Here is a 22,852-nt window from a genome sequence, read left to right as displayed (position 1 = left end):
ACCAGGCTGTCGTCATACCTTTCCGACGCTAGCACCGTCAGCGTTCGCCGTTCGTTCGACCCTAGCGTACGTAAAATTCACTTTCGTGCAGTGACCCCTATCAGTTGTCCCATGCCGATGCCCGCGCTGTGCTGGCGAGTGTGCAGGCCGGCAAGATCGCGGCATCCGCACCCACCACGACACAGGATCTGGTTTGGAATATCGGCCCGACGGGGAAAGTGCGCGTCCGAATCGTTCGCCCCGCCGATGCATCGGGTGATCTGCCCGCAGTTCTGTACTACCACGGCGGTGGCTGGGTGATGGGCGATCGCAATACCCATGACCATCTAATCCGGGAACTGGCTGTCCAAGCGAGTGCTGCCGTGGTTTTCGTCGAGTATGATAACGCGCCCGAAGTCCGTTATCCGGTGAACAACGAGCAAGCCTATGCCGCACTCAAGCACGTTGCTGCGAATGGCGCTGAATTCGGCATAGATGGAACCCGGCTAGCCGTCGCGGGTGACAGCGCCGGAGGCAACATGGCAATTGCCGTCACCATGATGGCCAAGGAACGCCGCGGGCCGCAAATCAGACACCAGCTGCTGTATTATCCGGTAACCGCTGATGTATCGGACAATGCCTCGTACCGCGAATTTGGCAATGGCCCGTTCCTGACCCGCAAGGCCATGGATTACTTCCTTGAGGCCAACTATCCAGCCGAACATCGGCAGGATGTGCTTGCTTTCCCGCTGCGTGCCTCGCGCAGCCAGCTCGAAGGCTTGCCCGCGGCGACGATCGTCGTTGCCGAAAACGACCTGCTGCGTGACGAGGGCGAGGCTTATGGACGCCGGTTGATCGAAGCAGGCGTTCCCGTCGCCACCACCCGCTACAACGGCACGATGCATGATTTCGTGATGCTCAACCCCCTTGCTGGCAGCGAACCTGCTCGCGCTGCCATCGCTCAAGGCGCCCAGCGTCTGCGCAGCGCCCTTGTCCGCTAGGGTCTGGGCGGGCAAGCCGATACCGTAGGCCTATGCTCCCATGCCGCAACCGGTGCTGAATGAAGCGTCCGCCCTGCCAGAAATGCAGGGCGGACTCCCATGCATCACCGGGGGCGGCTATCGAACAACTGGGGATAGCTCACGCACATCGTTGCTGCTTCGAATGTCACATTGATCTTTCATATCAATGTTCGCCTGAATTGCGTTGGGCAGCAGGTGTGTTGTGAAGTGACCTGTCCGAGGCATGGGACAACGCGTCGGCGAACACGCGACGAAGACATCAATTATATCAAATGTATCAAGAGTGGGTGTTTGCGATATTGGCCCTTTGTGCGTTAGACGGAGTGATGCCGTCACGGAGCCTTATCCAATATGCGGACATGCAATGAACGATGACATTCTGACCACGGCCCAAACAGCAAAGCTGCTCGGCGTTTCAGTGCGGACGGCGCAGTTGCTCGTTGAAGGCGGCTCCCTGCCCTCGTGGAAAACGCCGGGTGGCCATCGTCGCGTTTATAGACGGGATGTCGAGGCTATCATCACTGCGGGTTCAAGCGGGCCTGACAGCCCTTCGGCAAATATCCTTGCGGTCGCTCGGGGCGGGATGCGCGATCAGCTTGCTTCCGACCTGCGCGAATTCAATGTCAGCTTTGCCGATTCCATGGCGGGCGCGCTGCTGGCCATCGGGCAACGAGAACCAGCAATCGTTGTTGCAGAATATGACGAAGCCGAAACCGCCTCCCCGCTCATAAGCGCGCTGCTCACTCAGACAAACATTCCGACGCACCACATTATCATTGTCGGAGCCCCTGCTTCCGCAGTTGAGCGCGACTTCGGCCACGCAATTCGGGCCAAGGACACGGCCGCTGCGGTGGCTGCGATCAAGGAAATGCTCACCGATCCGCCCAATCTTCGTCTGGAATCAGAGGGCCTTCCTTTTCCGGTCGGGCTGAACGAGCGTCAGCGCCTGGTAGCGCTCGAACGATCCGGGCTGGTGGACAGCATCCCCGAAGAAGCATTCGATCGAATCGCCTGGCTCGCTGCCAATACGCTCGATGCGCCTATCTCGCTGATCACGCTTCTCACGCCGACGCGACAGTTCTTCAAGGCCCGCATCGGCCTTGAGATGACCGATACACCGCGGAGCTGGGCATTCTGCAATCACACGATTCTGCAAAAGGACGTGTTCGCCGTCGAGGACCTGAGCCTCGACGCCAGATTCTCCGACAATCCCGCAGTGGCCGATAATCCCGCGTTCCGGTTTTATGCCGGCGCGCCGATCCTTGATAGCGGCGGGTTTGCATTGGGGTCATTGTGCATCATCGATTTCGCACCGCGGAAACTCGACAATCGCCAGACGCGGACACTGAGCGAACTCGCCTCGCTCGCAAGCACCGAACTGCGATTGCGTGAAATGAAGCGAAGCCATGGCGGAGGGCGGCGCAAGTCGGCAGTGCACTCGGCGGTTACCGCCTGATGGGCCGCATCAGGCATATCCATTGAACGTACGGCGCAAGGGCAGTTCTGAACGGCAATGGCAACTTATGGAGGCCCGAGCCGGAATCGAACCGGCGTAAACGGATTTGCAATCCGGTGCGTAACCACTCCGCCATCGGGCCTCGATCGCAGGTGCTTTGCGTGGTTCGGGGCGGTTAGCCGGAACGGCGCGGTGTCGCAAGTGGTTCTTGCGACACGTTCAGCCGGTTGGGGCGAAAGTGAGGCGGCGCTTGGTGGGGTCGACCGCTTCGAGGCGCAGATTGAGGCGCTGGCCGGGGGTAGCATCAGGAATTTTGGCGCGAGCGACCACGGGAAGGTCGAGCAACTGGACACGGGCCGAATCGCCATCGGCATCGGTCACGCAGGCGGCGAAGTGTTCGCCGGTGCGGCCGTGGAGCATGACGGTTTCGGCAAGGTCGATCACCGCGCGTTCAATCTGGCCGGATAGTACACCGGAGCGGGCCATGACGGTGGGCAGGCGCTGAAAGGCGTCTGCAACTTCTTCGGGGACAGGCCGGCCATTTGCGACGGCGAGGGTCGCGCGGATCACATAGCGGTCAGCCAGACGGCGCAAGGGGGCGGTAGCGTGGACATAGGTGGCGGCGATGGCCTCGTGCCACGGGGTTTCGCCCGCAATCCACGGCGCGTAGCCCGCGCCGTTGCCCGCACGGCGGACGGCGAGCATGAACGCGGCGTGATGCGCATTCTTCTGGTCAAGGCGGCGTTCGAGCGTTTTGATATCCTCACCATGCTCCCATGCAATGCCAAGCCCGGCAGCGGTGCTGCGCAGGCGCGACATAGCCTTCTCGTTCGGCCCTGCCATAACGCGGAACAGGCCGGTGCCTGCCCGATGCAGCGCATCGGCTATGGCGAGATTGGCCGAGAGCGACATGGCCGCGTTGCGGCTTTCGGAGGGCAGTTGCGGGCGGAAAGTCAAGGCGTAGCGGTCTTGACCCAAGGCTTCGACTTCCTGCTCAGGCGGATCGACGCGGGCGGCCCCGCGTGACGCTTCGGCGGCGTTTACGCGCTGGGCGTACTCGGAGAAGACAGGCGGGAGATCAGAGTCCTGCACTGCATCGTAGGCAAGTTTTGCACGGCTGCGGATCAGGGCGCGTTCGGCGCGATCGAGGCGCGCGGTGCCATCGGGGGCGAGACGGACGGTGAAGACCACCGCCGGGCGCGGGCCGTCGGGCAGGAGGCTTGCGGCGCGTTCGGACAGGACCGGGGGATAGAGGCTGGCCTTGCCATCGGGCAGGTACAGCGTCTCGCCACGTTTCCATGCTTCGGCATCGACTGCGTCGCCATCGTCCACGAACCACGCGACATCGGCGATGGCATAATGGAGGATCAGATCAGCGCCCGATTGTTCGATCCACAAGGCCTGATCGAGATCAGTGCTGCTGGCAGGATCGAGCGTGACGAAGGGGATGGCGGTGCGGTCAACATGCGCGGTCGGCGCCCGTTTTGCAGACGCCTCGGCCACAGCGAGGACTTCGGGTGGGAAGCCCTGCGGCACCTGATATTGCTGGCGGATCGCGGCGAGACCGGCGGTGAGCGCGCCGGTGGGATCGTGAATGGCCTTCATGCCCTATGGCTTAGCAGCCAATGCCCAAACGACAAATTCAGGGATCGACAAATTCTGCAGGCCGCTTTTCCATGCCAGCGCGCACGGCTTCCATCTGGTTCTTCGAATACATCAGTTCGTGCTGGGCGATGGATTCGGCCATCAATATCTCATCCACACTCATATCAGGCGTGCGGTTGGAGAGCAGCTTGGCCCCGCGTACGGCGGTGGGGCTTTTGGTTGCGATTTCCTGCGCCAGCTTAATCGCATCGGCCAGAGGATCGGCGCTGACGTGGGTGGCAAAGCCGTAGCGCACGGCTTCCTCGCCATTGAATTCACGGTGGGTGTAGGTCAGTTCGCGCAGCACATCATCGCGCACATTACCACGCCACAGGACGTATCCGGCCATGTCGGGCACGAGGCCCCATTTGACTTCCATGACGGCAAGCCGCGCGTCGGGCGCGATGAAGCGGACGTCCGCGCCGCTGGCGACCTGCAAACCACCGCCGAAGCACACACCGTGGACGGCGGCGATCACCGGCATCGGCAGCTTGCGCCAGACCATCGCCGCCTGCTGTGCGCGATTGGCATTGCCATGGGTGCGCTCGGCCAGTCCTCCACCGCCGCCTTCGCCCCAGCGATCGGTTTTGCCCATGCTGGACAAGTCCAGCCCGGCGCAGAACGAGCGACCCGCGCCCGAAAGCACCACCGCACGAATGCCGCGTTCGTTGTGGAGGTGATGCCCGGCGGCCACGATAGCTTCGAACATCGCATCGTCGAGCGCGTTCATCTTGTCCGCCCGGTCCAGCAGGACGTGCGCGACATGGTTTTCGACGGTGATGGAAACGCGATCCAGGAAGTTCATCGGGGGCATCCGCCTATTGTTCGTTGCGCACCAAGGTGCCTTACCCGATGCCGCTGGTCCAGTGCCGACATTTGACGGATGGCGCGAACGGAAACGGCCCTTCCCGCGCTGGCGGAAAGGGCCGTCACATCAATCAGATGCAGCGCTTTAGGCAGCCGAGGAATTGACACCCATCGATTGCAGGTAGCGCTTGATATTGCGCGCCGCCTGGCGGAGGCGCTGCTCATTTTCGACCATAGCGATGCGCACGTAGCCCTCACCATCCTCGCCATAACCGACGCCGGGAGCGACCGCGACTTCGGCGTGGGTAAGGAGTTGCTTCGAAAATTCGAGGCTGCCCAAGTGCATGAGTGCGGGCGGCAGGGGTGCCCATGCGAACATCGATGCCTTGGGGCTGGGGATTTCCCAACCCGAACGGCCAAACGCTTCGACCATCACGTCGCGGCGCTTCTGGTAGAGTTCGCGGTTCTTCTGCACGATGTCCTGCGGGCCATTGAGCGCGGCGCAGGCAGCGGCCTGAATCGGCGTGAAGGCGCCGTAATCGAGGTAGGACTTGACCCGCTTGAGCGCGGCGATCAGGCGGGCATTGCCGACCGCAAAACCGACGCGCCATCCTGCCATCGAGAACGTCTTGGACATAGACGTGAATTCCACCGCCACGTCCTTTGCCCCCGGCACCTCAAGGATAGAGCGGGTGGGATTGCCGTCAAAATAGAGTTCGGAATAGGCAAGGTCGGACAGGATCCAGACCTTGTTTTCCTTCGCCCACGCGACAAGGCGTTCGTAGAAAGCGAGGTCGACCGTTTCCGCCGTCGGGTTCGACGGATAGTTCACGATCAGGATCGAAGGGCGCGGCACCGAATACTTCATCGCGCGATCAAGCGAATCCCAATAGCGCTCGTCCGGCGTGGTTGGCACCGAACGGATCGTAGCCCCGGCGATGATGAAACCGAAGGTATGGATCGGGTAGCTGGGGTTGGGCGCGAGCACCACGTCACCCGGCGCAGTGATGGCTGTAGCGAGCGAAGCAAGGCCTTCCTTGGAACCCATCGTCATTACGACTTCGGTTTCAGGATCAAGGTCCACGTTGAACCGGCGGCCATAGTAATTGGCCTGCGCCTTGCGAATGCCGGGGATGCCCGAGGAGGCCGAATAGCCATGCGCATCGGGCTTGCGCGCTACTTCGCACAGTTTTTCGATCACGTGATCGGGCGGCGGTAGATCGGGGTTGCCCATGCCGAGGTCGATGATGTCCCTACCGGCGGCGCGCGCGGCGGCCCGCATGCCGTTGACTTCGGCAATGACATAGGGCGGCAGGCGCTTCATGCGGTAGAATTCTTCGTCCACGGTTGAATACTCATCGAAAAGGCGCGGCAATATCGCCGCAGATTGGCCCTTACGCGAATTGGTGACAGGTGGAAACCGTGGAACGACAAGACACGACAGGGCTAACAAGCTGTCACATGGCGTGTATAGAATTGGCGGAAACAGCCATTTCGTAACGGCAGGGAATGCAGATGACGGACAAGACACTTGGCGATCCAGTCGTGTTCGAGGACCTTTTTCGGCAGCAGGGCGAAGCAATGCGCAGCCTGTTCGCGCCGCTGGTGCCCGGTGCGGAAGGGATGAGCGCCGAACCTGCTGACCTGCAGCACTGGGCGATGTCTGCTGCCAAGCTGCAGAAGATGTGGCTGGATTTCAGCGCCGAACAGGCAGGGCAAATCGAACCGATGTTCACCCGGTTTGGCGATATCGGCAAGTGGACGCAAACTTTCATGGCGATGGCCGGTCAAATGCCGATTGCCCAAGCCGAAACCCAGACGAAGCTGTGGAACGAGAGCATGGCGCTGTGGGGCGCGGTGATGAGGCAGTTTGTCGGCAGTGGCGTGCCTGAGGCTCCGGCCCTGCCGCGCAAGGACCGCCGCTTTGCTGACAAGCGCTGGCACGAACAACCCGCCTTTGCGCTGATCCATCAAACCTATCTGCTGCTGGCCGAACGGTTGCAGCAGATGGCCGAGGAAACGCAGGGCCTTTCGCCCGATCGCAAGGAGCAACTGCGCTTTGCCACCAAGGTCGTCACCGATGCACTGTCTCCGGCCAATTTCCCGCTGACCAATCCCGTCGTGATCGAGCGGACAATGGAGACGCGCGGCGAGAATCTGGTCAAGGGTGTCGAGCATCTGCTGGACGATTTGCGCAAAGGGCAGTTGACCCACACCGATCCCAACGCCTTCGAACTGGGTCGAAATATCGCGATGACGCCGGGGAAGGTAGTACATGAAACACCGCTGTTCCAGCTGATCCAGTATTCGCCCACCACCGACGAGGTGTTCGAAACACCGCTGCTGATCTTCCCGCCGTGGATCAACCGTTTCTACATCCTCGACCTCAATCCGCAGAAAAGCTTCATCCGCTGGGCAGTGGAGCAAGGCCTGACGGTATTCGTGGTGTCGTGGAAATCGGCCGATGCTTCGATGGCAGACGTGGTTTGGGACGACTACGTGCGCGCCCAGATCGAGGCAATCGACCATGTGCGGGCGCGGCTGAAAGTGCCTGCGGTTCACACCATCGGCTATTGCGTTGCGGGCACGACGCTGGCTGCGACTCTGGCCGTGTTGGCACGGCGGGGCGAGGCCGACAAGGTGGCAAGCGCTACGTTCTTTACCGCGCAGGTCGATTTCGAAGATGCGGGCGAGCTGCGCAACTTCATTGATGACGGCCAGCTCAAGATGCTGGAGAGCTTTTCGACCGACGGCTATCTGGACGGGCGCTATATGGCGGCAACGTTCAATGCCTTGCGCGGCACCGACCTGATCTGGAACTATGTGGTCAACAACTACTTGCTGGGCGAAGCCTATCCGGCGTTCGACCTGTTGCACTGGAATGGTGACACGACCAACCTGCCCTCAAAATGGCACCAATCGTATCTGTGCGACCTCTATCGCGACAACCGCTTGGTCATCCCAGATGCAATGGTAGTCGATGATACGCCAGTCGATCTGCGCCGCATTGCAACACCCTGCTACATTCAGGCCGGGCGCGAGGACCATATTGCGCCGCCGAACAGCGTGTGGAAACTGACCCGGCATCTGTCGGGATCGTGGAAGTTCGTGTTGGCGGGTTCAGGCCACATTGCAGGCGTTGTCAATCCGCCGAGTTCGGGCAAATACCAGTACTGGCTCAACCCCTCCTCTCCTGACACGCTCGATGCGTTCGTTACCGGGGCGACAGAGACCAAAGGTAGCTGGTGGCCCGACTGGGCGGAGTGGATTGCCGAGCAAGCACCGCCGCGCGTTCCGGCCAAGGGCAAGCGCGCGCCGGGTGGCAAGGGCGACAAGGTGATCGAAGACGCGCCGGGACGCTACGTCCGCAGCCGCTGATTGTTTCCGGCCTCTAATAGCTTCATTTCGGATATTGTGCACTGCACAAAAATCTTGACATCGCCGTGCCGATTCCTATTTTGTGCAGTGCAGCAAGAGTGCGGGATTCGTATTCCGCCCGATAGCTGAGCAGGAGTCGCAACAATGGCTGATGAAACGATGGCCGATAAAATGAAGGACAGCACCGTCCAAACCACCTCTTTGGTGGCAGAAACAGCAGTGCTGCCAGAAGTTTCGGCAATCGACGGTGTCACGCCCGTTGTTGAGGCAGCGCGCAAGCCGGAGAAGCCCAGCAAAGCTCAGGTGAAGAGCGTGGCAGCCGCCGAGGTTGCCAGTGCCAAAACTCCCGACGTTGCTGCGCCGAAGGCCACGCCTGCAAAAGCAGCAGCCAAGACAAAGCCGGTAAGCAAGTCGGCCGAAAAAAACCTGCCCAAGGCCCGTCGTGCCAAGCCCGTTGTGGCTGCCGCACCCGAGCCTGCGGTGAAGCCCGCAGCCAAGCGTCCTTTCACCGCTACTCCCCGCGTGAAGCAAAACAGCGCCGCCCCCAAGACAATGACGGCGCCCAGAAAGGAACTGTTCGCAATGGCTACTACCTCCACCGAAATCACCGAAAAGATGACCGCTGCGTTCAAGGACGCGCAGGACAAGGCCAAGGCTGCTCTTGAAAAGAGCCAGGCTGCGTTTGGCGATGCCGGCACTTTTGCCAAGGGCAACGTCGAAGCTATGGTCGAATCGTCGAAGATCTTCGCTTCGGGCCTGCAGGAAATGACCAAGGGTTATGTTGCAGAAACCAAGTCGGTTTTCGAAACCATGACTGCTGATGTCAAGGACCTGACCACGGTCAAGTCGCCTACCGAGTTCTTCGAGAAGCAATCGGCGCTGATGCGCAAGAACTTCGACGCTGCGGTTGCCGCCAGCTCGAAGAACAGCGAAGCCATGCTGAAGCTTGCCAATGAAGCGTTCCAGCCGATCTCGACCCGCGTCAGCCTCGCGGTCGAAAAGATCAAGCACGCCGCTTGATTCGGCTGTAGCATGGCCGGCGTTCGCGGCTGTGTTACTGCTGCTGAAACGGAAAACGAAGGCCGCGCGGCATTGCTGCGCGGCCTTTGCCGTTGCCGGGCTGAAGCTTTTGCGCCACACATCAACGCCCTGCCCGCTTGTGCCTCTTGTGATTGCGCGCAGTGGATGCGATATTAAAGCCGATCATGCGAACCGTTAGCCACGCCTTGCCGGACCAGTCCGCGCCCCTGCCCTATGCAAGCCCCCTGCGCTGCGCGGGTGAGGACGACACGCGCAGTCCGGGTGGTGACGATCAGATCGGCATTGCCACCAAAACCCGCGCCAAGCCCAAAAAGCCCAGCCAGTTCAAGGTGCTGATGCTCAACGATGACTACACCCCGATGGAATTCGTGGTGATGGTCCTCAAGCGCTTTTTCCATATGGATCTGGAGCAGGCGACGCGCGTGATGCTCCACGTCCACCAACGCGGTGTGGGCGTTTGCGGCATCTTCCCTTACGAAATTGCCGAGACCAAGGTGAATCAGGTGATGGACTTTGCGCGGCAGAACCAGCACCCGCTGCAATGTACGCTGGAAAAAGCCTGATATTTCAATTCACTTGGGCAGCGTTCGCTTCAACCGATTGACGCGCCAGTGCCCGCACAAGAGCAGCCACCCAAGCCATCGACAGACTTCGGGCGGCGCGCGAATGGGCAGCAACCCCGCCCTGCAGGATAACCTGCGCAACGTACTGCCCATCTGCCATACGTCCGCCAGAATAGATGGCGCTGCGCGGGATCAGGGCCACGGCGGCGCTTTCAAAGGCGCCCGATTCTGCAAGCAGGACGACCCCTTGCCGCGCGGCACGCTCCATGGCGGCATCGACGCCGGGTCCAAAATCGAGTTCATCGATCACTTTTCCAAACCCGGCTCGCTGATCTGTGGCGGCGAGATTCTCGCACCAGTCCGCAAGCGTATGGAGCTTTTCAGCGTTGGATGGCCCACTCACCAGTCGGTTCCACCAGGCCTTGTGCCTCTTTTCCGCACCCACGCTTGGATCTCCCTGCCATCACCCCTTAGGATAGGCACCTTACATCCAGATCGGAGATATTTCTATAACTTTAGTTATGCGCTCAGCAGCAGAACGCCTTTTCCCTTCCCCGCATCGCGACTTGCGGCTAGGCCTTTGGCTCGCTCACAGGCGGTTAACGTAGTCTCGTCCTCGTCGATGCCCTGCTGCTTTCCTCAATTGACATCATGGCCCTGATCCCGTGAAATTCTTCACCGCTATCGACCGCTATATCGCCCGGCTTGTGTTCGTGCCGATGCTGTCTGTCTTCGTGCTCGCCGCGTCGCTGCTGGTCCTCGACAAGATGTTGAAGCTGTTCGATTTCGTGGCGACCGAAGGCGGGCCGATCAGCGTCGTATTCAAGATGCTGGCAAACCTGCTTCCCGAATACGCCAGCCTTGCCATTCCGCTTGGCCTAATGCTGGGCATCCTGTTTGCGTTCCGCAAGCTGGCGACGAGTTCCGAGCTGGACGTGATGCGCGCGGTGGGCCTGTCCTACACCCGCCTGCTGCGCGTGCCCTACATGTTCGCGATTGGCCTCGCTGCGCTGAACCTGGTGATCGTCAGCTATCTCCAGCCATTGTCGCGCTATTACTACGAAGAGCTGCAGTTCGAACTGCGATCGGGCGCGCTGGGTGCCTCGATCAAGGTGGGTGAGTTCAACTCCTTGCAGGATCGCACTGCGCTGCGCGTCGATTCCAGCCGTGACGAGGGGCGCGACCTGCGCGGCATCTTTGCCCGGCTTCAGACCGAAAGCGGGCAGGTCATGGTCATCTCTGCACGGGAGGGCCGCTTCTTCGCCAACCGGGAAAGCCCTGACACGGTGATCCTGCGCCTGACCGATGGCCAAATCGTGCAGGACGGGCCGGACATCGCCTCGCCCCGCGTGCTCACGTTCGCCAGCCATGATCTGCCGATCGATCTGCCCAAGATCGAAGAGTTCCGGCAGCGCGGCGATGCCGATAACGAATATTTCCTGCCCGAACTTCTGCAAATCGGCTGGAGCGACCGCTATTCCGAGGAATTGCGCATCCAATCGCAGGCCAATTTCAACTACCGCATCGTCGAAGTGGTGATGATGTTCCTGCTGCCGCTGCTCGCGCTGGCACTGGCCGTACCACCCAAGCGATCAACGTCGGCGCTGGGCGTGTTCCTGTCCATCGTGATGGTCGTCGCCTATCACAAGGTCAACCAGTACGGGCAGGATGTGGCGAGCCTCGGCCGGATCGACCCGGTATTGGCATTGTGGGGGCCATTCGTGCTGTTCGCTGCGCTGATCCTGTGGATGTATTGGCGCATCGCCTATGTCCCCGGCGGCCAGCCCATCGGCGCGCTGGAAACGCTGTTCGGCAAGATCGGGCGTATGGTGCGCAAGCTGTTCGAACGCAAACGCCTGCCCGACGAGGCTCCGCCGCAAGACGAGGCACCCGCCCATGCAGCTTGAATTCTTCCCCTCGCGTACGTTGGCCACCTATATTGCCAAGATGTTTGCTGTACGCATCGTGGCGGTGCTGCTGATGTTGGTTCTGGTGCTGCAGATGCTCGATCTGTTGAGCGAGAGCGGCAAGGTGCTGGCGGCACCCGGCAATGGTCAGGGCGAATTGCTGACCTATGTCTCGTTGCGAATGCCGCAGCTCGTCAGCCGTTTTCTGCCCTATTCGGTGCTGCTGGCCACGATTATCACGCTGATGACGCTGAACCAGAACAGCGAGGTCATCGCGATGAAGGGGGCCGGCCTTTCTGCCCATCAGGTCCTTGCGCCGCTGTTCCTTGTAGCGGCAGTGACATCAGCGGTGACATTCGGCTTCAACGAACGCGTGGTGACGCGCGCGACCTCGACCCTGAAGGCATGGCAAAATGTGAAGTACGGGCCAATTCCGCTGGAATCCGGTACGAAGGCCAATGTCTGGCTGCAAGATGGGCCGAACATCCTTTTCGCCCGCGCCGTGGCGGGTGAAGGCAATGCGATGCGCATGGACGGGGTCAGCTGGTATCGCCGTGATCCTACCGGCATGGTGACCGAGATCGTCACGTCGCCCTCCGCCACGTTTGCCAATCCCGGCTGGAAATTCCGCGCCCCCGTGGTGTTTGATGTGCAGAGCGCGCGCAAGGCCCCGTTGGGGCGCGATGAAGTCTATGCCAAGTCCGTCGACCCGATACAGGTGCTGATCAGCCGCGTCGATGCCGATGCGGAATCGCTGGGCCAGTTGAACACTTCGCTTTCCGCCATCCGCGAGGCGGGGTTCCGCACCACTGAGCTTGAAGGCAAATGGTGGCACAAGCTGTCAGGCCCGCTCTCTGCCCTGCTGATGCCCTTGCTCGGCGCGGTGGCCGCGTTCGGACTTGCGCGGTCGGGCCACCTGTTCGTGCGTGCAGTGATCGGCATGGGATTGGGCTTTGCCTACTTCGTGTTCGACAATGCCGCGCTGGCGATGGGCAACTTCGGGGCCTATCCGCCCTTTCTGGCGGCCTGGGCACCGTTCGTGCTGTTCTTCCTGATCGGCGAAACGGTGCTGATCCGCACCGAAGAGTAAATCAGCGCGCCATCATTGTGCTGCGCACCAACCGCCCGAGCAACGGCATCAGCCCCACATAGTTCGCCTTCTCATAAGTCGACCCAAGCCCAAGGTGCTGGCGCAACCGGCGATGCGCTTCGTCCAGCGAGTGATAGGGCATCGACGGCAGCAGGTGGTGCAGTGCGTGATAACGCAGGCCCACTGGTGCCCACAGCGGGGCAAGCGCGGCAGGCGGCGGCACGTTGACCGAATCGAGGTACTGCCCGGTCACGGTCATCGCCTCACCCTCATTCTCCCACAGATGCGCCACCAGCGTGCGTATCTGGTTAAGCAGCGCGGTGAGCGAGATCACCGCAAGGCCGATGAGAAGCGGGCGCCAAGAATGCGTGGCGCTCCACGAGACGAGGAAAATCGCCCAGACCGACGCACCCAGTTCCTGCCAGAATACCATGCGCGCAAAGTCTCCCTCTGGCGGGCGGCGGCGGAAATCAGGGTTGATCGAGAGCGACGAAGCGCGCTCCCACACCAGCTTGCGCAAGGGCGGGATCACAACGCCCAGCGGCACCAATACGGCCGAACGGATCAGCAGGCCAATCGGCAGCAACAGCGCCGACAACGCAAACACCGGCAGCGACCATGGCTTCATCAAGGCCAGCGGCAGGTATTCCGGGTCTTCCGCTGTGCCATAGCGCGTGCGCGCGTGGTGCAGCGTGTGAACGCCTTCATACATCAGCGATGGAATCATCATCGGAATGCCGACAAGCAGGTTCCAGCCGAAGCGGAAGCCGGGCAGCGCGGTCTTGTGGATATGTGTCAGTTCATGGATGAACAGCAGCGCACGATAGAGCGCCACCGCCGACACGACACCAGAAAGCGCCGCCAACAGCGGGTTCTCCAGCAAGATCGCGCCTGCCAGTGCGGCATAGCCGAGCGCAGCCGAACCCAGCATATCGGGCCAATAAATGCCTGGCCGTGCCGTCGCGATATCGCGTGTCAGATCGACCGCGGCGCGGAGCATTTCCCTATCGTCAGGCGTTCCCGCAAGGCCGGGAGGAAGCGAAGCTGCTGCCTTGGTGGGCGCAGCAGCAAGTTCAAGCGTATCGGTCGCAATCATGCCACAAATTCCAGTATGACCCGTACATGCCGGTTGAACCCGGCGGTTTTGCACCGCCCAGCGCCCCCACACAGCGCCACCGGCTTGACAATTTTACGATGTGAACCGCAGTCCGACCATCATCACCCGCTTACCCGCAAACAAAGGCAAGATCGTGGCCCAAGGCGAAATAATCATCACTCCCGTTTCCGGCAAGGCGGACAAGAAGGCATTCGTCGACCTCGCCTATCGCCTCAATGCCGATGATCCCCACTGGGTGCCGCCGCTGCGGATGGAAGCCGAAGAGCTTATCACGCCGGGCAAGAACCCGTTTTTCGAACATGCTGACGTCCAGTTATTCCTTGCCCGCCGCGCCGGAGCGGTCGTCGGCCGCATTTCCGCCCATATTGACAAGCTCGCCATCGCAATGGACCCGTCACAGGGCATGGGTCCGGGCACTGGCAACTGGGGCCTGCTTGAAGCCGAAGACGAGGCGGTGGCACAGGCCTTGATCGGCCAAGCTGAGGATTGGCTGCGTGCCAAGGGCATGACTCGCGTGCTCGCCCCACTGTCCATGTCGATCTGGGAGGAGCCGGGCCAGTTGGTGAAAGGCTTCGATCATCCGCCCACGGTGATGATGGGCCACCAGCCAAAGCGCTACGACGATTATATCAACGCTATGGGCTATCAGCCCGCCAAGACGCTGAACTGCTTTGATCTGGACATCAGAACCGAATTTCCACCCCTGATCCAGCGGATCATCCAGTCGGGTGAAAAGAACGCCAAGATCCGCATTCGCAATGTCGACAAATCGAAGTTTGAACAGGAAGCGGCGCTGATCCTCGACATCCTCAACGATGCATGGTCTGACAATTGGGGCTTCGTGCCCTTCAGCGATACTGAAATCCAGTACGCCGGCAAGAAGTTCAAGCCGATCGTGCGTGAAGACCTGATCATGATTGCCGAGTATGAAGGCGAGCCGGTGGCCTTCATGATGACGCTGCCCGATCTCAACGAAGTGCTGAAACCGATGGGCGGCAGCCTGTTCCCGTTCAACTGGGCCAAACTGCTGTTGTGGCTGCGCAATCCCAAGGTGCGCACCATGCGCGTACCGTTGATGGGCGTGCGTAAGCGGCTGCAATCGTCGCGCCTTGCCAGCCAGCTGGCCTTCATGATGATCGAAACGATCCGCCGCACATCTGTGAAGCACTATGGCTCGACGCGGGCAGAGATCGGCTGGATCCTTGAAGATAATCAGGGAATGAACGCCATTGCCGAGGCGATCAACAGCGGGATCAACAAGACCTACGTGATCTACGACAAGGCGCTCTGACAGGAATCTGAAACGAAAAACCCCGGCCGGGCATCGCTGCCTGACCGGGGCCGATCACCTGAAAAAAAGGTCCCCGACGTTTCCATCGGGGACCTTTCGGGATCGTATCACCACCGCTTGGACGGGAGGGGGGGTCTCGGCGGTGACATACTCTAAACGACCACACTTTACGCCGGTTCCCAGCGTTTCGAAAATTTTTATCTTTGTTTTTCAATCCCAAAATCAAAGGTTTCCAAAAAAGTGAACTAAATATAGGGCCGAGGTGACGGCGAAGGAGCGTCCAGCCCTGCAAACCGGCGCGCTTCGTCCATATCGGGAATGCGGATTGCAGAAAGTGTCCAGTCCACCAGCCCCAGCCGCCGCAGCGCCTGAAGGCTGCGATTTGTGTGGACCAGCGACAGGCCAAGCATGTCGGCAATCTGGCCCTGCGTCACTGTCAAAGACAACAGGCCGCCCGGAGCCAGTCCTGAATCCATGCCGCGCTGGACGAGGAAAACGGCCAGCGCGACCATGCGTTCACGCGCATTGCGCTGGCCGAGCGAGACAATATGCTCCTCAAGCGCCGCTTCTTCGTGCGCGGCAAGCCATGTCAGGTCGAACGAAAGCTGCGGCTGCTGCGCGGCCAGCTCAAAAAACCGCCCCCGTGCAAAGGCGCAAAGCGTGACGCTGGTTAGCGCTTCCACGGAATGAGTCATCTCTCCGTCGAGTGCTGCCTGCAACCCGATGAAATCACCGGGAAACATGAAATTGATGATCTGCCGCCGCCCATCCTCAAGCAGGCGCGTGCGCATCAATACACCGGAAAGGACCGTAAAGAGGTGCGGCAGGCGCTCGCCTTGGGCGAAAACCTGCTCTCCACGGGCAAAGCGCACCTCACCCTGCCGGAATGTCGCGATCCAGCCCCGCAGTTCGGATTTGGGCTGGTGCAATCCGGGGCAGGCTTCAAGCGGGCAGGCAAGGCACGGCGCACCGCCATTGCGAACCATGCGCGTCTGCAAGTATCCATCAGACCCTGCCGGAACCTCGTCGTCTCGCGCCATTTGCCCTCCTTGTATCTGCCGTGCCAAACACGCGCCCTGCAACGCCTGCTATGTCAAAAGACAGGGTTGGTTCCCGAAATTTGCACTAGTGCTCACGCCAATTTGGTGGCCAGGCTGGCCTAACGTGGGGATTTTTCTGCAAAAACAAAACACTGCCGGGCCGCTGGTGCTTGTAGTCGAAGATGGAATTCTTGTCGCCATGGCGATTGAGGATGCCCTGATCGATCGCGGCATTGAAGTCGCTGTGGCCACCAATCTGGCCACGGCCGAGGCCTTGATCGCCGCGCGTACCCCCGATGCGGCGCTGCTAGACCTGCAATTGCCCGATGGCCTGACGCTGGATCTTGCCCGCGCCCTTCATGAACGCGGCTGCGCTGTGGCATTCAGTTCAGCTTTCGATGCCGATGCTGTTCCTGCAAGTCACGGATTTGCCGCCCAATTCAGAAAGCCTGCATCGCCGGACCTTCTTGGCGATTGGGTCGTTGCGTCATTGCAGCGTCCGTAGGATACTCATCGCGTTCCCGAACCGGGAACCGGATGGCCGTGTCGCGCGTTTTGGGCGCACGATACTGACCGGGAAGGGGTATGAATGTCTCTGGGTTCCAAGGTTGCCAACCAACTGCCCTATCTGCGCCGCTATGCTCGCGCGCTGACAGGCAGCCAGTCTGCTGGCGACAGCTTTGTTCGCGCCACACTCGAAGCGGCGCTTGCAGATGAAGACCTGCGCGCGCAGATCGGCGAAGGCCGTCCACAACTGTACCACGCGTTCAACCGCGTGTGGTCAACTGCCTACGTCGAAACCGCCGAGCGCGCGCATGGTATGCTCGAACAGCATGAAGCTGCCGCGCAAGAACGCCTTGCAGCAATGACTCCGGCCAATCGCCAGGCATTGCTGCTGACCACGCTGGAAGATTTCAGCATCGATGACACAGCCTATATCATGGGCCGTGATCCGGCAGACGTTGAACTCATGGTGCAGGACGCCATTGCGGAGATCGACAACGAATCCGCCACATCGGTCCTGATCATTGAAGACGAGCCGCTGATTTCGATGCAACTCGAAGATCTCGTCCGCTCGCTCGGCCACGATGTATGCGGTATGGCCGCCACCCGCACGCAAGCGCTGGAAATCGTGCAGCGCGAACAGCCCGGATTGGTGCTGGCCGATATTCAGTTGGCTGATGGCAGCTCCGGCCTTGATGCGGTGGACGACATTCTCAAGCTCGGCTCGGTGCCGGTCATCTTCATCACCGCCTATCCCGAACGCTTGTTGACCGGAGACCGGCCAGAGCCGACCTACCTGATCACCAAGCCGTTTCAGGAACAGACCGTGCGCACCGCAATCAGCCAGGCGCTGTTCTTCGGATCGAGCCGCCCGCTCTGAATTTCGGGAAATTCGTAAAAGGGCGTCGGCACAATGCCGGCGCCCTTTTTCATGGTCAGCTTTTTGGTGCTTCAGCCGATTTTGCCAGAGCGCCCCTGCCGTATGGCAAAATCACCGCGCCGCCGCACAGGTATCAGCAAAGTGCAGCGAACACCCTCCGGCTCAAAGCGCAGTTCCACTGGATTGCGCAATTCATGCGCCACGATCTTCTCGATCAGTTCCGTGCCAAATCCACGCTTGCGGCGCATTTCGACATCGATCGGCGGGCCGCCACGCTCGATCCATTCGATACGCGCCACGTCGTCGCCCGCCATCTCCCAGCGAATCGAAACACGCCCACTCTCCACACTCAGCGCCCCATATTTGGCCGCATTGGTGGCCAGCTCATGCACGGCAAGGCCCAGCGAAAGCGCATCGTTGGGGGCAAGTTCCACATCCGGCCCACCCATCTCAAGATGGCGCTGAATATCCTGCGCATAGGGCGCAAGCTCTGCCTGCACCACCATCGCCACCGGTGTTGTCCCCCAGTCAGACTGGGTCAGCAAATCGTGGGTGGCCGAAAGCGCCCGGATGCGCCCTTCAAGGCTATCGGCAAAATCGCCCAAGCTTGTGGCCCTGCGGCGGGTGAGGGAAATGATCGAAAGCACATTTGCCAGCGTATTCTTGACCCGATGATTAAGCTCCCGCGTCAGTGAATTGCGGATTGATGATTGCTGTTCGAACCACGCCAGCGCGATGCGATCTTCCGCCGCCTGCTGCGTCAACAGCCGCGCCAACACCAGCAGCAGCGTAGCCACCAACAAGCCGAACAGCAGCGTCATCACCGACATCATCGACAGCATCGGCGTGGCTGGAGCCTCGATCTCAAGCAGATAGCGATGAGCTGCAATGTCGATTGGCCGGTTCACAACACGGCCTGAATCCTGATCAGGAGCAATCGCCGCCATCAGTTTCATTGCAGACTTGGGTGTTCCTTCATCCACATCGAACAAGCGAACACCGGCCCCCTGCAGCCGACTTTCATCGATCGACGCTTCCAGAAAGCGCTGCGCATTGAACGGTGAATAGACATACCCCCGCAGCTTTTGCGGCGTACCATTTTGTCCCAGTGCGAATACTGGCATGTAGACGAGAAAGCCCGGCTGCCCAGCACTGCCTTCCTGCTGCAAGACCACGGCCTTGGTTGCGGTCGGCTGCCCAGACCGTTCGGCCTCGATCATCGCTGCGCGCCGCGCGCTTTCGGAAAACATGTCAAACCCGATGGCTCGGCGGTTACGGCTCGAATCCGGCTCGATGAACATCACCGGCACAACATGCCCCGCACCCGTCTGCGGATCCGAACGCACTGTAAAATCGGGCACACCACCGCTGCGCATGATCGCCTCGACCGTCGGCACATCCACGCGGCGGACTTTCATTGCCCAGCCGATCCCGTCAGAACCAACATAGCGCCCATCAAGGTGCAACTGGCGAACAAACGTGCGGAACAGCGGAGCTTCGACCATCTGCTGCGTGGCAAACAGTGCCGCGCTGGAGCGCAGATAAGCCGCGTTGGCATTGGAACGGCGTTCGATGCCCGATGCCACTTCCTGCGCCACCTGAGCCATCTGCGCGCGTTGGCGCTGCTCGTCAGCCCGCTCGATCGCAAAGACGCTGAGCAGCGTTACCGCCATGGTCGCCACGAAAATCCCCACGGGAACTCCGCGCGGCCAACGCTCATACCATCTGGCAGTGAGCTTCTTCTGGGCAAGAAGCCTCTCCATTGCGCGCTATCAACCCTCCCCTGTCGGCACCCTGATCAGGCTGGTGCCTGGCGCAACCTCACGATTGATCATCCACCCCCCTGTTCCGCCACGCCTCTGATCCCCACGCCTCTGATCCATTGCATCATTTGCCCGCCAAAGGAATTGCCGATGCAAACCCTACAGGACGGGAACCGACCGCTCCCTATATCGTTCCTCATGCAAATCATGTCGTTGGGGCATCTGCCCGTTGGTTAACCACCTTCGCGCTGGAGCGGCCTTGCGACACCGTGTAACAAACGCATCTGCCGCGCCTCAGCGGTTCATATTGTTTTATCCCTGGAGGGGGAGGCGTTGACAGAGCGAATGTCGAAAGAAAATCCAATGAACCCCGGTCAACAACGCCGGAAGGGTGGCAAAGCGCACCCTCCCGAATGGGCGGACGGGCTGAAACGCCTGTACGATTCCGTGCTGGACGAACCGCTGCCAGATTCTTTTGCGCAGCTGCTCGAAAAGCTGGACGATCCATCCAATGGCTGAGGCTGATGCCAACCTTTCGCCCCGCCCCGCCATTGATCCTGTGGCTTTCAAGCGTGAACTCACCGGCGTAATCCCACACTTGCGCGCCTTTGCGCGTGGGTTATGCGGTCGTCCCGATTTGGCCGATGACCTTGTGCAAGAAGCCCTTCTCAAAGCGTGGGCTGCGCAGGAGCGGTTTGAACCCGGCACATCCATGCGCGCATGGACCTTCGTGATCCTGCGAAACGCCTACCTCACCGATATGCGCCGCAACCGGTTCCGCGCCGACTATGATGAGACTGTGGCCGAACGTATCCTCGTGGCTCCCGCCGCGCAGGAAGGACCGATGCATCTGTCCGATATGCACCGCGCGCTGCTCATGCTCCCGCCGGAACGGCGCGAGGCGTTGCTGCTCGTCGGCGCTGGCGGGTTCAGCTATGAAGAGGCTGCGACCATCTGTGGTTGCGCTGTCGGCACGATCAAAAGCCGTGTGGGCCGTGCCCGCGCCACCCTCTCGCAAATGATCGAAGATGGCCAGATTCCACGCCGCAGCACCAAAGATGCAGTGGCCCATTCAGCCATCATGGGCGAACTTGAAGACACCGTTCGCGACGGCAATCGCCTCTAGAACAGCGCGTCCACCCCGGCTTCAGATACCTGATACACCGGGCCGCCGCAGACCAACGCTGCGAGCGGCCCGATCTCACAAATCAGCCCGGATAAGTCCAGCTGCCATCACGCGCCAGATTCTCGGCCGCAAAGGCCCAGTTCAGGTGCTTTTCGATCACCGCCTTGAGATAGGCCGGACGCAGGTTCTTGTGATCGAGGTAGTAGGCGTGTTCCCACAGATCGATTACGAGCAGCGGCTTGGCGTCGCCCGTGCCAAACGTGGCGGCATCGTGCGTCTGCTCAACGGCCAGCTTGCCGCCCTTGGAAACCAGCCACACCCAGCCAGATGCGAAATGCGCCGCACCCTGCGAGGCCAGTTCTTCCTGCAACTTTTCCAGTGACCCGAAAGCGCTGTCGATGGCTGTTGCCAGCTCACCCTCCGGTGCGCTCGTTTCCGCCGTCATGCTGTTCCAGTAGAACGCATGGTTCCAGCTCTGCGCGGAATTGTTGAACAGACCCTTGTCACCCTTGGCTTCTGCTGCGGTGATGATTTCTTCAAGGCTGGCATCAGCAAGATCAGTGCCTTCGACGGCAGCGTTGGTCTTGTCGACATAGGCCTTGTGGTGCTTGCCGTGATGCGTCTGCAGCGTGGTGGCCGAAATCGTCGGCTCCAATGCAGTGTCGGCATAGGGCAGCGGGGGCAGGATAATCGCCATGACAGTTCAGGTCCTTTGATATGAAATCTGCAATGCAGACCAACGCCCGAAATGCGCATTGGTTGCCTCAAGGCAAGCCATCACCTGCCAGATCCAGTTGAATTTTTCGAAGCAGCAGTTGCAGTTAGCGCGATTGCTCGGCGCTATGCGTCCGGTCCACCGCTGCGGTCACCGCCACGTCCAGCGTCACATTGCCCAGCGTCCGCATCAGGTCGGGGAGCACTTCCACCGCCACCAGCAAGGCAAGCGGCTCCACCGGCACCCCCATCGCAATGGCAATCGGCCCGACTGAGGCAACGAAGCTGATGGAACCCGGCAGGCTCACAGAACTCAGCGAAACAAGGATCGCCACGGTAAACCCTGCGATCATCGCCATTGGCGTCAGCACTACGCCGTAAAGGTGCGCGACATAGACCGCCACGGCAAGGTTCATCGCCGGACTGGTGGCGCGGAACAGTGCCACGGCCAGCGGCATCACGAACTCCGCCGTCGTCTCGCGCACGCCAAGATTGCGGCACGCGCCCAGCATTGCTGGCAGCGAGGCGAGCGAGGATTGCGTGGACAGCGCAAAGGCCTGCACCGGCACCATCGCGCGGGCAAACGCGCCCAGCGGCTTGCGCGCAATCGCCACAGCCACGCCATAGCCTGCAAACATCACCACCGACCCGGTCAGGACCACGATCAGGATGTAATGCGCCAGCGCGCCGATCACCGCAGCGCCGCTTTTTGCCGCCACGGCCAGGCTCAGCGCGAACACGCCCAGCGGCGCGAGCGCCAATACCCAGCCGATGACCACCAGCATGGCCGAAGCAAGCGCGGCAAAGAAAGTCGTCATCAACTCGCGCTGCGGCCCCGCCAGCCGCGAAACCGCCAAGGCGAACACCGCCATGAACAGGATCAGCGGCAACATCCGATCATTCGCCGCCGCATCCAGCACGTTGGTAGGCACGATAGATCGCAGAAAATCCGCAATCCCCGGCACCGGCCCGGCATCCTTGCCCGATAGCGTCTGCCGCAACGCTTCCCCCGCCTCACCCGGAATCGGGATCAGCCCGATCAGCGCGGGCGTGACCAGCAAAGACATGGCAGCGCTGAACGCCAACACCGCAACAAACAGCCCAAGGCTGCGCCGCGCCAAGGCCCCTGCACTCGCCGTCGCCACGGTCTGCGTCACGCCAGTGAACAGCAGCGCGGCCACCAAAGGCACGATCGTGGCCTGCAACGCGCGAAGCCACATTTCCCCCACCGGCAGAACCCACGTCTCGACCAGCGGCAACCCCGATGGTGCGGCAAACGCAATTGCCAGCCCGCCGACCAATCCACCAATCAGGCCAAAGAACGTCCACGCTGCCGGAACCTGCGCAATCGGCGGGAGAGTCATTGCCGCCGGTTTTGGCTCCGGGTTGGACGAATTTTCATGAGGCGGTAAGGTCATCTTGAGATGACATTAGCTATGTCACGCGGCATGGCAACGTGTGCGCCTGCAAAAGGCGCTTGAATCAAGGGATGAGCCGTTCGATGGCACGCAAGTTTTTCGGCACCGATGG

21 protein-coding genes, 1 tRNA gene and 1 pseudogene are annotated in these 22,852 nt (G+C 60.8%); 13 read left to right on the top strand and 10 right to left on the bottom strand.

Annotated features, from left to right (window positions below; all coding sequences use genetic code 11):
• Window positions 1-104 precede the first annotated feature (104 nt).
• The 3 genes and pseudogenes from B7X90_RS10315 to B7X90_RS10310 all read left to right on the top strand — a co-directional run bounded on the left by B7X90_RS10315 (window position 105) and on the right by B7X90_RS10310 (window position 2,457).
• Window positions 105-980, top strand: coding sequence for an alpha/beta hydrolase (locus B7X90_RS10315; RefSeq protein WP_292624201.1), 876 nt, complete (start codon window positions 105-107; stop codon window positions 978-980).
• 244 nt (window positions 981-1,224) lie between these two features.
• A pseudogene (locus B7X90_RS18370) lies at window positions 1,225-1,515 on the top strand (excisionase family DNA-binding protein); the annotation flags it as partial.
• 69 nt (window positions 1,516-1,584) lie between these two features.
• Window positions 1,585-2,457 (top strand): GAF domain-containing protein, encoded by an 873-nt coding sequence (locus B7X90_RS10310; protein ID WP_292624199.1) that lies wholly within the window; start codon window positions 1,585-1,587, stop codon window positions 2,455-2,457.
• Window positions 2,458-2,525: 68 nt separating this feature from the next.
• Here B7X90_RS10310 and B7X90_RS10305 read toward each other — a convergent pair.
• From B7X90_RS10305 to B7X90_RS10290, 4 genes are all read right to left on the bottom strand, one after another.
• Window positions 2,526-2,599, bottom strand: a tRNA-Cys gene (locus tag B7X90_RS10305).
• 77 nt (window positions 2,600-2,676) lie between these two features.
• The gene (locus B7X90_RS10300) at window positions 2,677-4,062 is read right to left on the bottom strand and encodes an RNB domain-containing ribonuclease (RefSeq protein ID WP_292624197.1); all 1,386 of its coding nucleotides are present in this window, start codon (window positions 4,060-4,062) and stop codon (window positions 2,677-2,679) included.
• Between the two features lie 37 nt (window positions 4,063-4,099).
• Window positions 4,100-4,915, bottom strand: a complete 816-nt coding sequence (locus tag B7X90_RS10295) for a crotonase/enoyl-CoA hydratase family protein (RefSeq protein WP_292624195.1) — start codon at window positions 4,913-4,915, stop codon at window positions 4,100-4,102.
• A gap of 138 nt (window positions 4,916-5,053) precedes the next feature.
• The gene (locus B7X90_RS10290) at window positions 5,054-6,253 is read right to left on the bottom strand and encodes an LL-diaminopimelate aminotransferase (protein ID WP_292624193.1); all 1,200 of its coding nucleotides are present in this window, start codon (window positions 6,251-6,253) and stop codon (window positions 5,054-5,056) included.
• Window positions 6,254-6,423: 170 nt separating this feature from the next.
• On the opposite strand from B7X90_RS10290, the gene phaC reads away from it, so the two are divergent.
• The 3 genes from phaC to clpS all read left to right on the top strand — a co-directional run bounded on the left by phaC (window position 6,424) and on the right by clpS (window position 9,890).
• Entirely contained in the window at window positions 6,424-8,286 is a 1,863-nt protein-coding gene (gene phaC / locus B7X90_RS10285) for a class I poly(R)-hydroxyalkanoic acid synthase (RefSeq protein ID WP_292624191.1), read from the top strand.
• A 144-nt stretch (window positions 8,287-8,430) separates the two neighbouring features.
• Window positions 8,431-9,306 carry a phasin family protein gene (locus B7X90_RS10280; RefSeq protein WP_292624188.1) on the top strand — a complete coding sequence of 292 codons (876 nt, stop codon included), beginning with the start codon at window positions 8,431-8,433 and terminating at the stop codon, window positions 9,304-9,306.
• Between the two features lie 245 nt (window positions 9,307-9,551).
• Window positions 9,552-9,890: an ATP-dependent Clp protease adapter ClpS gene (clpS, locus tag B7X90_RS10275; RefSeq protein WP_292624205.1), complete on the top strand. Its 339-nt coding sequence runs from the start codon at window positions 9,552-9,554 to the stop codon at window positions 9,888-9,890.
• 4 nt (window positions 9,891-9,894) lie between these two features.
• On the opposite strand, the gene B7X90_RS10270 is transcribed toward clpS, so the two are convergent.
• Window positions 9,895-10,293 carry a hypothetical protein gene (locus B7X90_RS10270; RefSeq protein WP_292624186.1) on the bottom strand — a complete coding sequence of 133 codons (399 nt, stop codon included), beginning with the start codon at window positions 10,291-10,293 and terminating at the stop codon, window positions 9,895-9,897.
• Window positions 10,294-10,555: 262 nt separating this feature from the next.
• Between B7X90_RS10270 and lptF the strand changes: the two genes are divergently transcribed.
• Both lptF and lptG read left to right on the top strand, forming a co-directional pair.
• Window positions 10,556-11,797, top strand: a complete 1,242-nt coding sequence (gene lptF, locus B7X90_RS10265; RefSeq protein ID WP_292624184.1) for an LPS export ABC transporter permease LptF — start codon at window positions 10,556-10,558, stop codon at window positions 11,795-11,797.
• Complete coding sequence (lptG, locus tag B7X90_RS10260; RefSeq protein WP_292624182.1) at window positions 11,787-12,887, top strand: LPS export ABC transporter permease LptG; 1,101 nt, start codon at window positions 11,787-11,789, stop codon at window positions 12,885-12,887. Before lptF ends, lptG begins: the two co-directional genes overlap by 11 nt.
• A 1-nt stretch (window position 12,888) precedes the next feature.
• Here lptG and B7X90_RS10255 read toward each other — a convergent pair whose 3' ends face one another.
• Window positions 12,889-13,983, bottom strand: a complete 1,095-nt coding sequence (locus tag B7X90_RS10255) for a fatty acid desaturase (protein WP_292624179.1) — start codon at window positions 13,981-13,983, stop codon at window positions 12,889-12,891.
• Window positions 13,984-14,137: 154 nt separating this feature from the next.
• Here B7X90_RS10255 and B7X90_RS10250 point away from each other — a divergent pair, with 154 nt between their 5' ends.
• On the top strand, window positions 14,138-15,295 hold the full coding sequence (locus B7X90_RS10250; RefSeq protein ID WP_292624177.1) for an N-acetyltransferase: 1,158 nt from the start codon (window positions 14,138-14,140) through the stop codon (window positions 15,293-15,295).
• A gap of 245 nt (window positions 15,296-15,540) precedes the next feature.
• Here B7X90_RS10250 and B7X90_RS10245 read toward each other — a convergent pair whose 3' ends face one another.
• Complete coding sequence (locus B7X90_RS10245) at window positions 15,541-16,335, bottom strand: Crp/Fnr family transcriptional regulator (RefSeq protein WP_292624176.1); 795 nt, start codon at window positions 16,333-16,335, stop codon at window positions 15,541-15,543.
• Between the two features lie 166 nt (window positions 16,336-16,501).
• Here B7X90_RS10245 and B7X90_RS10240 point away from each other — a divergent pair, with 166 nt between their 5' ends.
• Both B7X90_RS10240 and B7X90_RS10235 read left to right on the top strand, forming a co-directional pair.
• Entirely contained in the window at window positions 16,502-16,840 is a 339-nt protein-coding gene (locus B7X90_RS10240) for a response regulator (RefSeq protein WP_292624174.1), read from the top strand.
• An 84-nt stretch (window positions 16,841-16,924) separates the two neighbouring features.
• A complete protein-coding gene (locus B7X90_RS10235) occupies window positions 16,925-17,719 on the top strand; it encodes a response regulator (RefSeq protein WP_292624172.1) in 795 nt (264 codons plus the stop codon).
• Window positions 17,720-17,790: 71 nt separating this feature from the next.
• Here the strand turns inward: B7X90_RS10235 and B7X90_RS10230 are convergent, their stop codons facing one another.
• Complete coding sequence (locus B7X90_RS10230) at window positions 17,791-19,392, bottom strand: CHASE domain-containing protein (RefSeq protein WP_292624203.1); 1,602 nt, start codon at window positions 19,390-19,392, stop codon at window positions 17,791-17,793.
• 453 nt (window positions 19,393-19,845) lie between these two features.
• On the opposite strand from B7X90_RS10230, the gene B7X90_RS10225 reads away from it, so the two are divergent.
• Together B7X90_RS10225 and B7X90_RS10220 are read left to right on the top strand one after the other, a co-directional pair.
• Window positions 19,846-20,001: a NepR family anti-sigma factor gene (locus B7X90_RS10225; protein ID WP_292624171.1), complete on the top strand. Its 156-nt coding sequence runs from the start codon at window positions 19,846-19,848 to the stop codon at window positions 19,999-20,001.
• Window positions 19,994-20,608, top strand: a complete 615-nt coding sequence (locus B7X90_RS10220; protein ID WP_292624169.1) for a sigma-70 family RNA polymerase sigma factor — start codon at window positions 19,994-19,996, stop codon at window positions 20,606-20,608. The genes B7X90_RS10225 and B7X90_RS10220 overlap by 8 nt, the downstream gene beginning before the upstream one ends.
• 82 nt (window positions 20,609-20,690) lie before the next feature.
• Here the strand turns inward: B7X90_RS10220 and B7X90_RS10215 are convergent, their stop codons facing one another.
• On the bottom strand, window positions 20,691-21,305 hold the full coding sequence (locus B7X90_RS10215) for a superoxide dismutase (protein ID WP_292624168.1): 615 nt from the start codon (window positions 21,303-21,305) through the stop codon (window positions 20,691-20,693).
• Between the two features lie 124 nt (window positions 21,306-21,429).
• Window positions 21,430-22,686 (bottom strand): dicarboxylate/amino acid:cation symporter, encoded by a 1,257-nt coding sequence (locus B7X90_RS10210; protein ID WP_292624166.1) that lies wholly within the window; start codon window positions 22,684-22,686, stop codon window positions 21,430-21,432.
• Window positions 22,687-22,852 lie beyond the last annotated feature (166 nt).

It is taken from the genome of Novosphingobium sp. 17-62-19, assembly GCF_002256775.1.
Classification (GTDB): Bacteria; Pseudomonadota; Alphaproteobacteria; order Sphingomonadales; family Sphingomonadaceae; genus Novosphingobium.
Note: the sequence above shows the minus strand (reverse complement) of the source record. Positions and strands in the feature narration are given on the sequence as shown.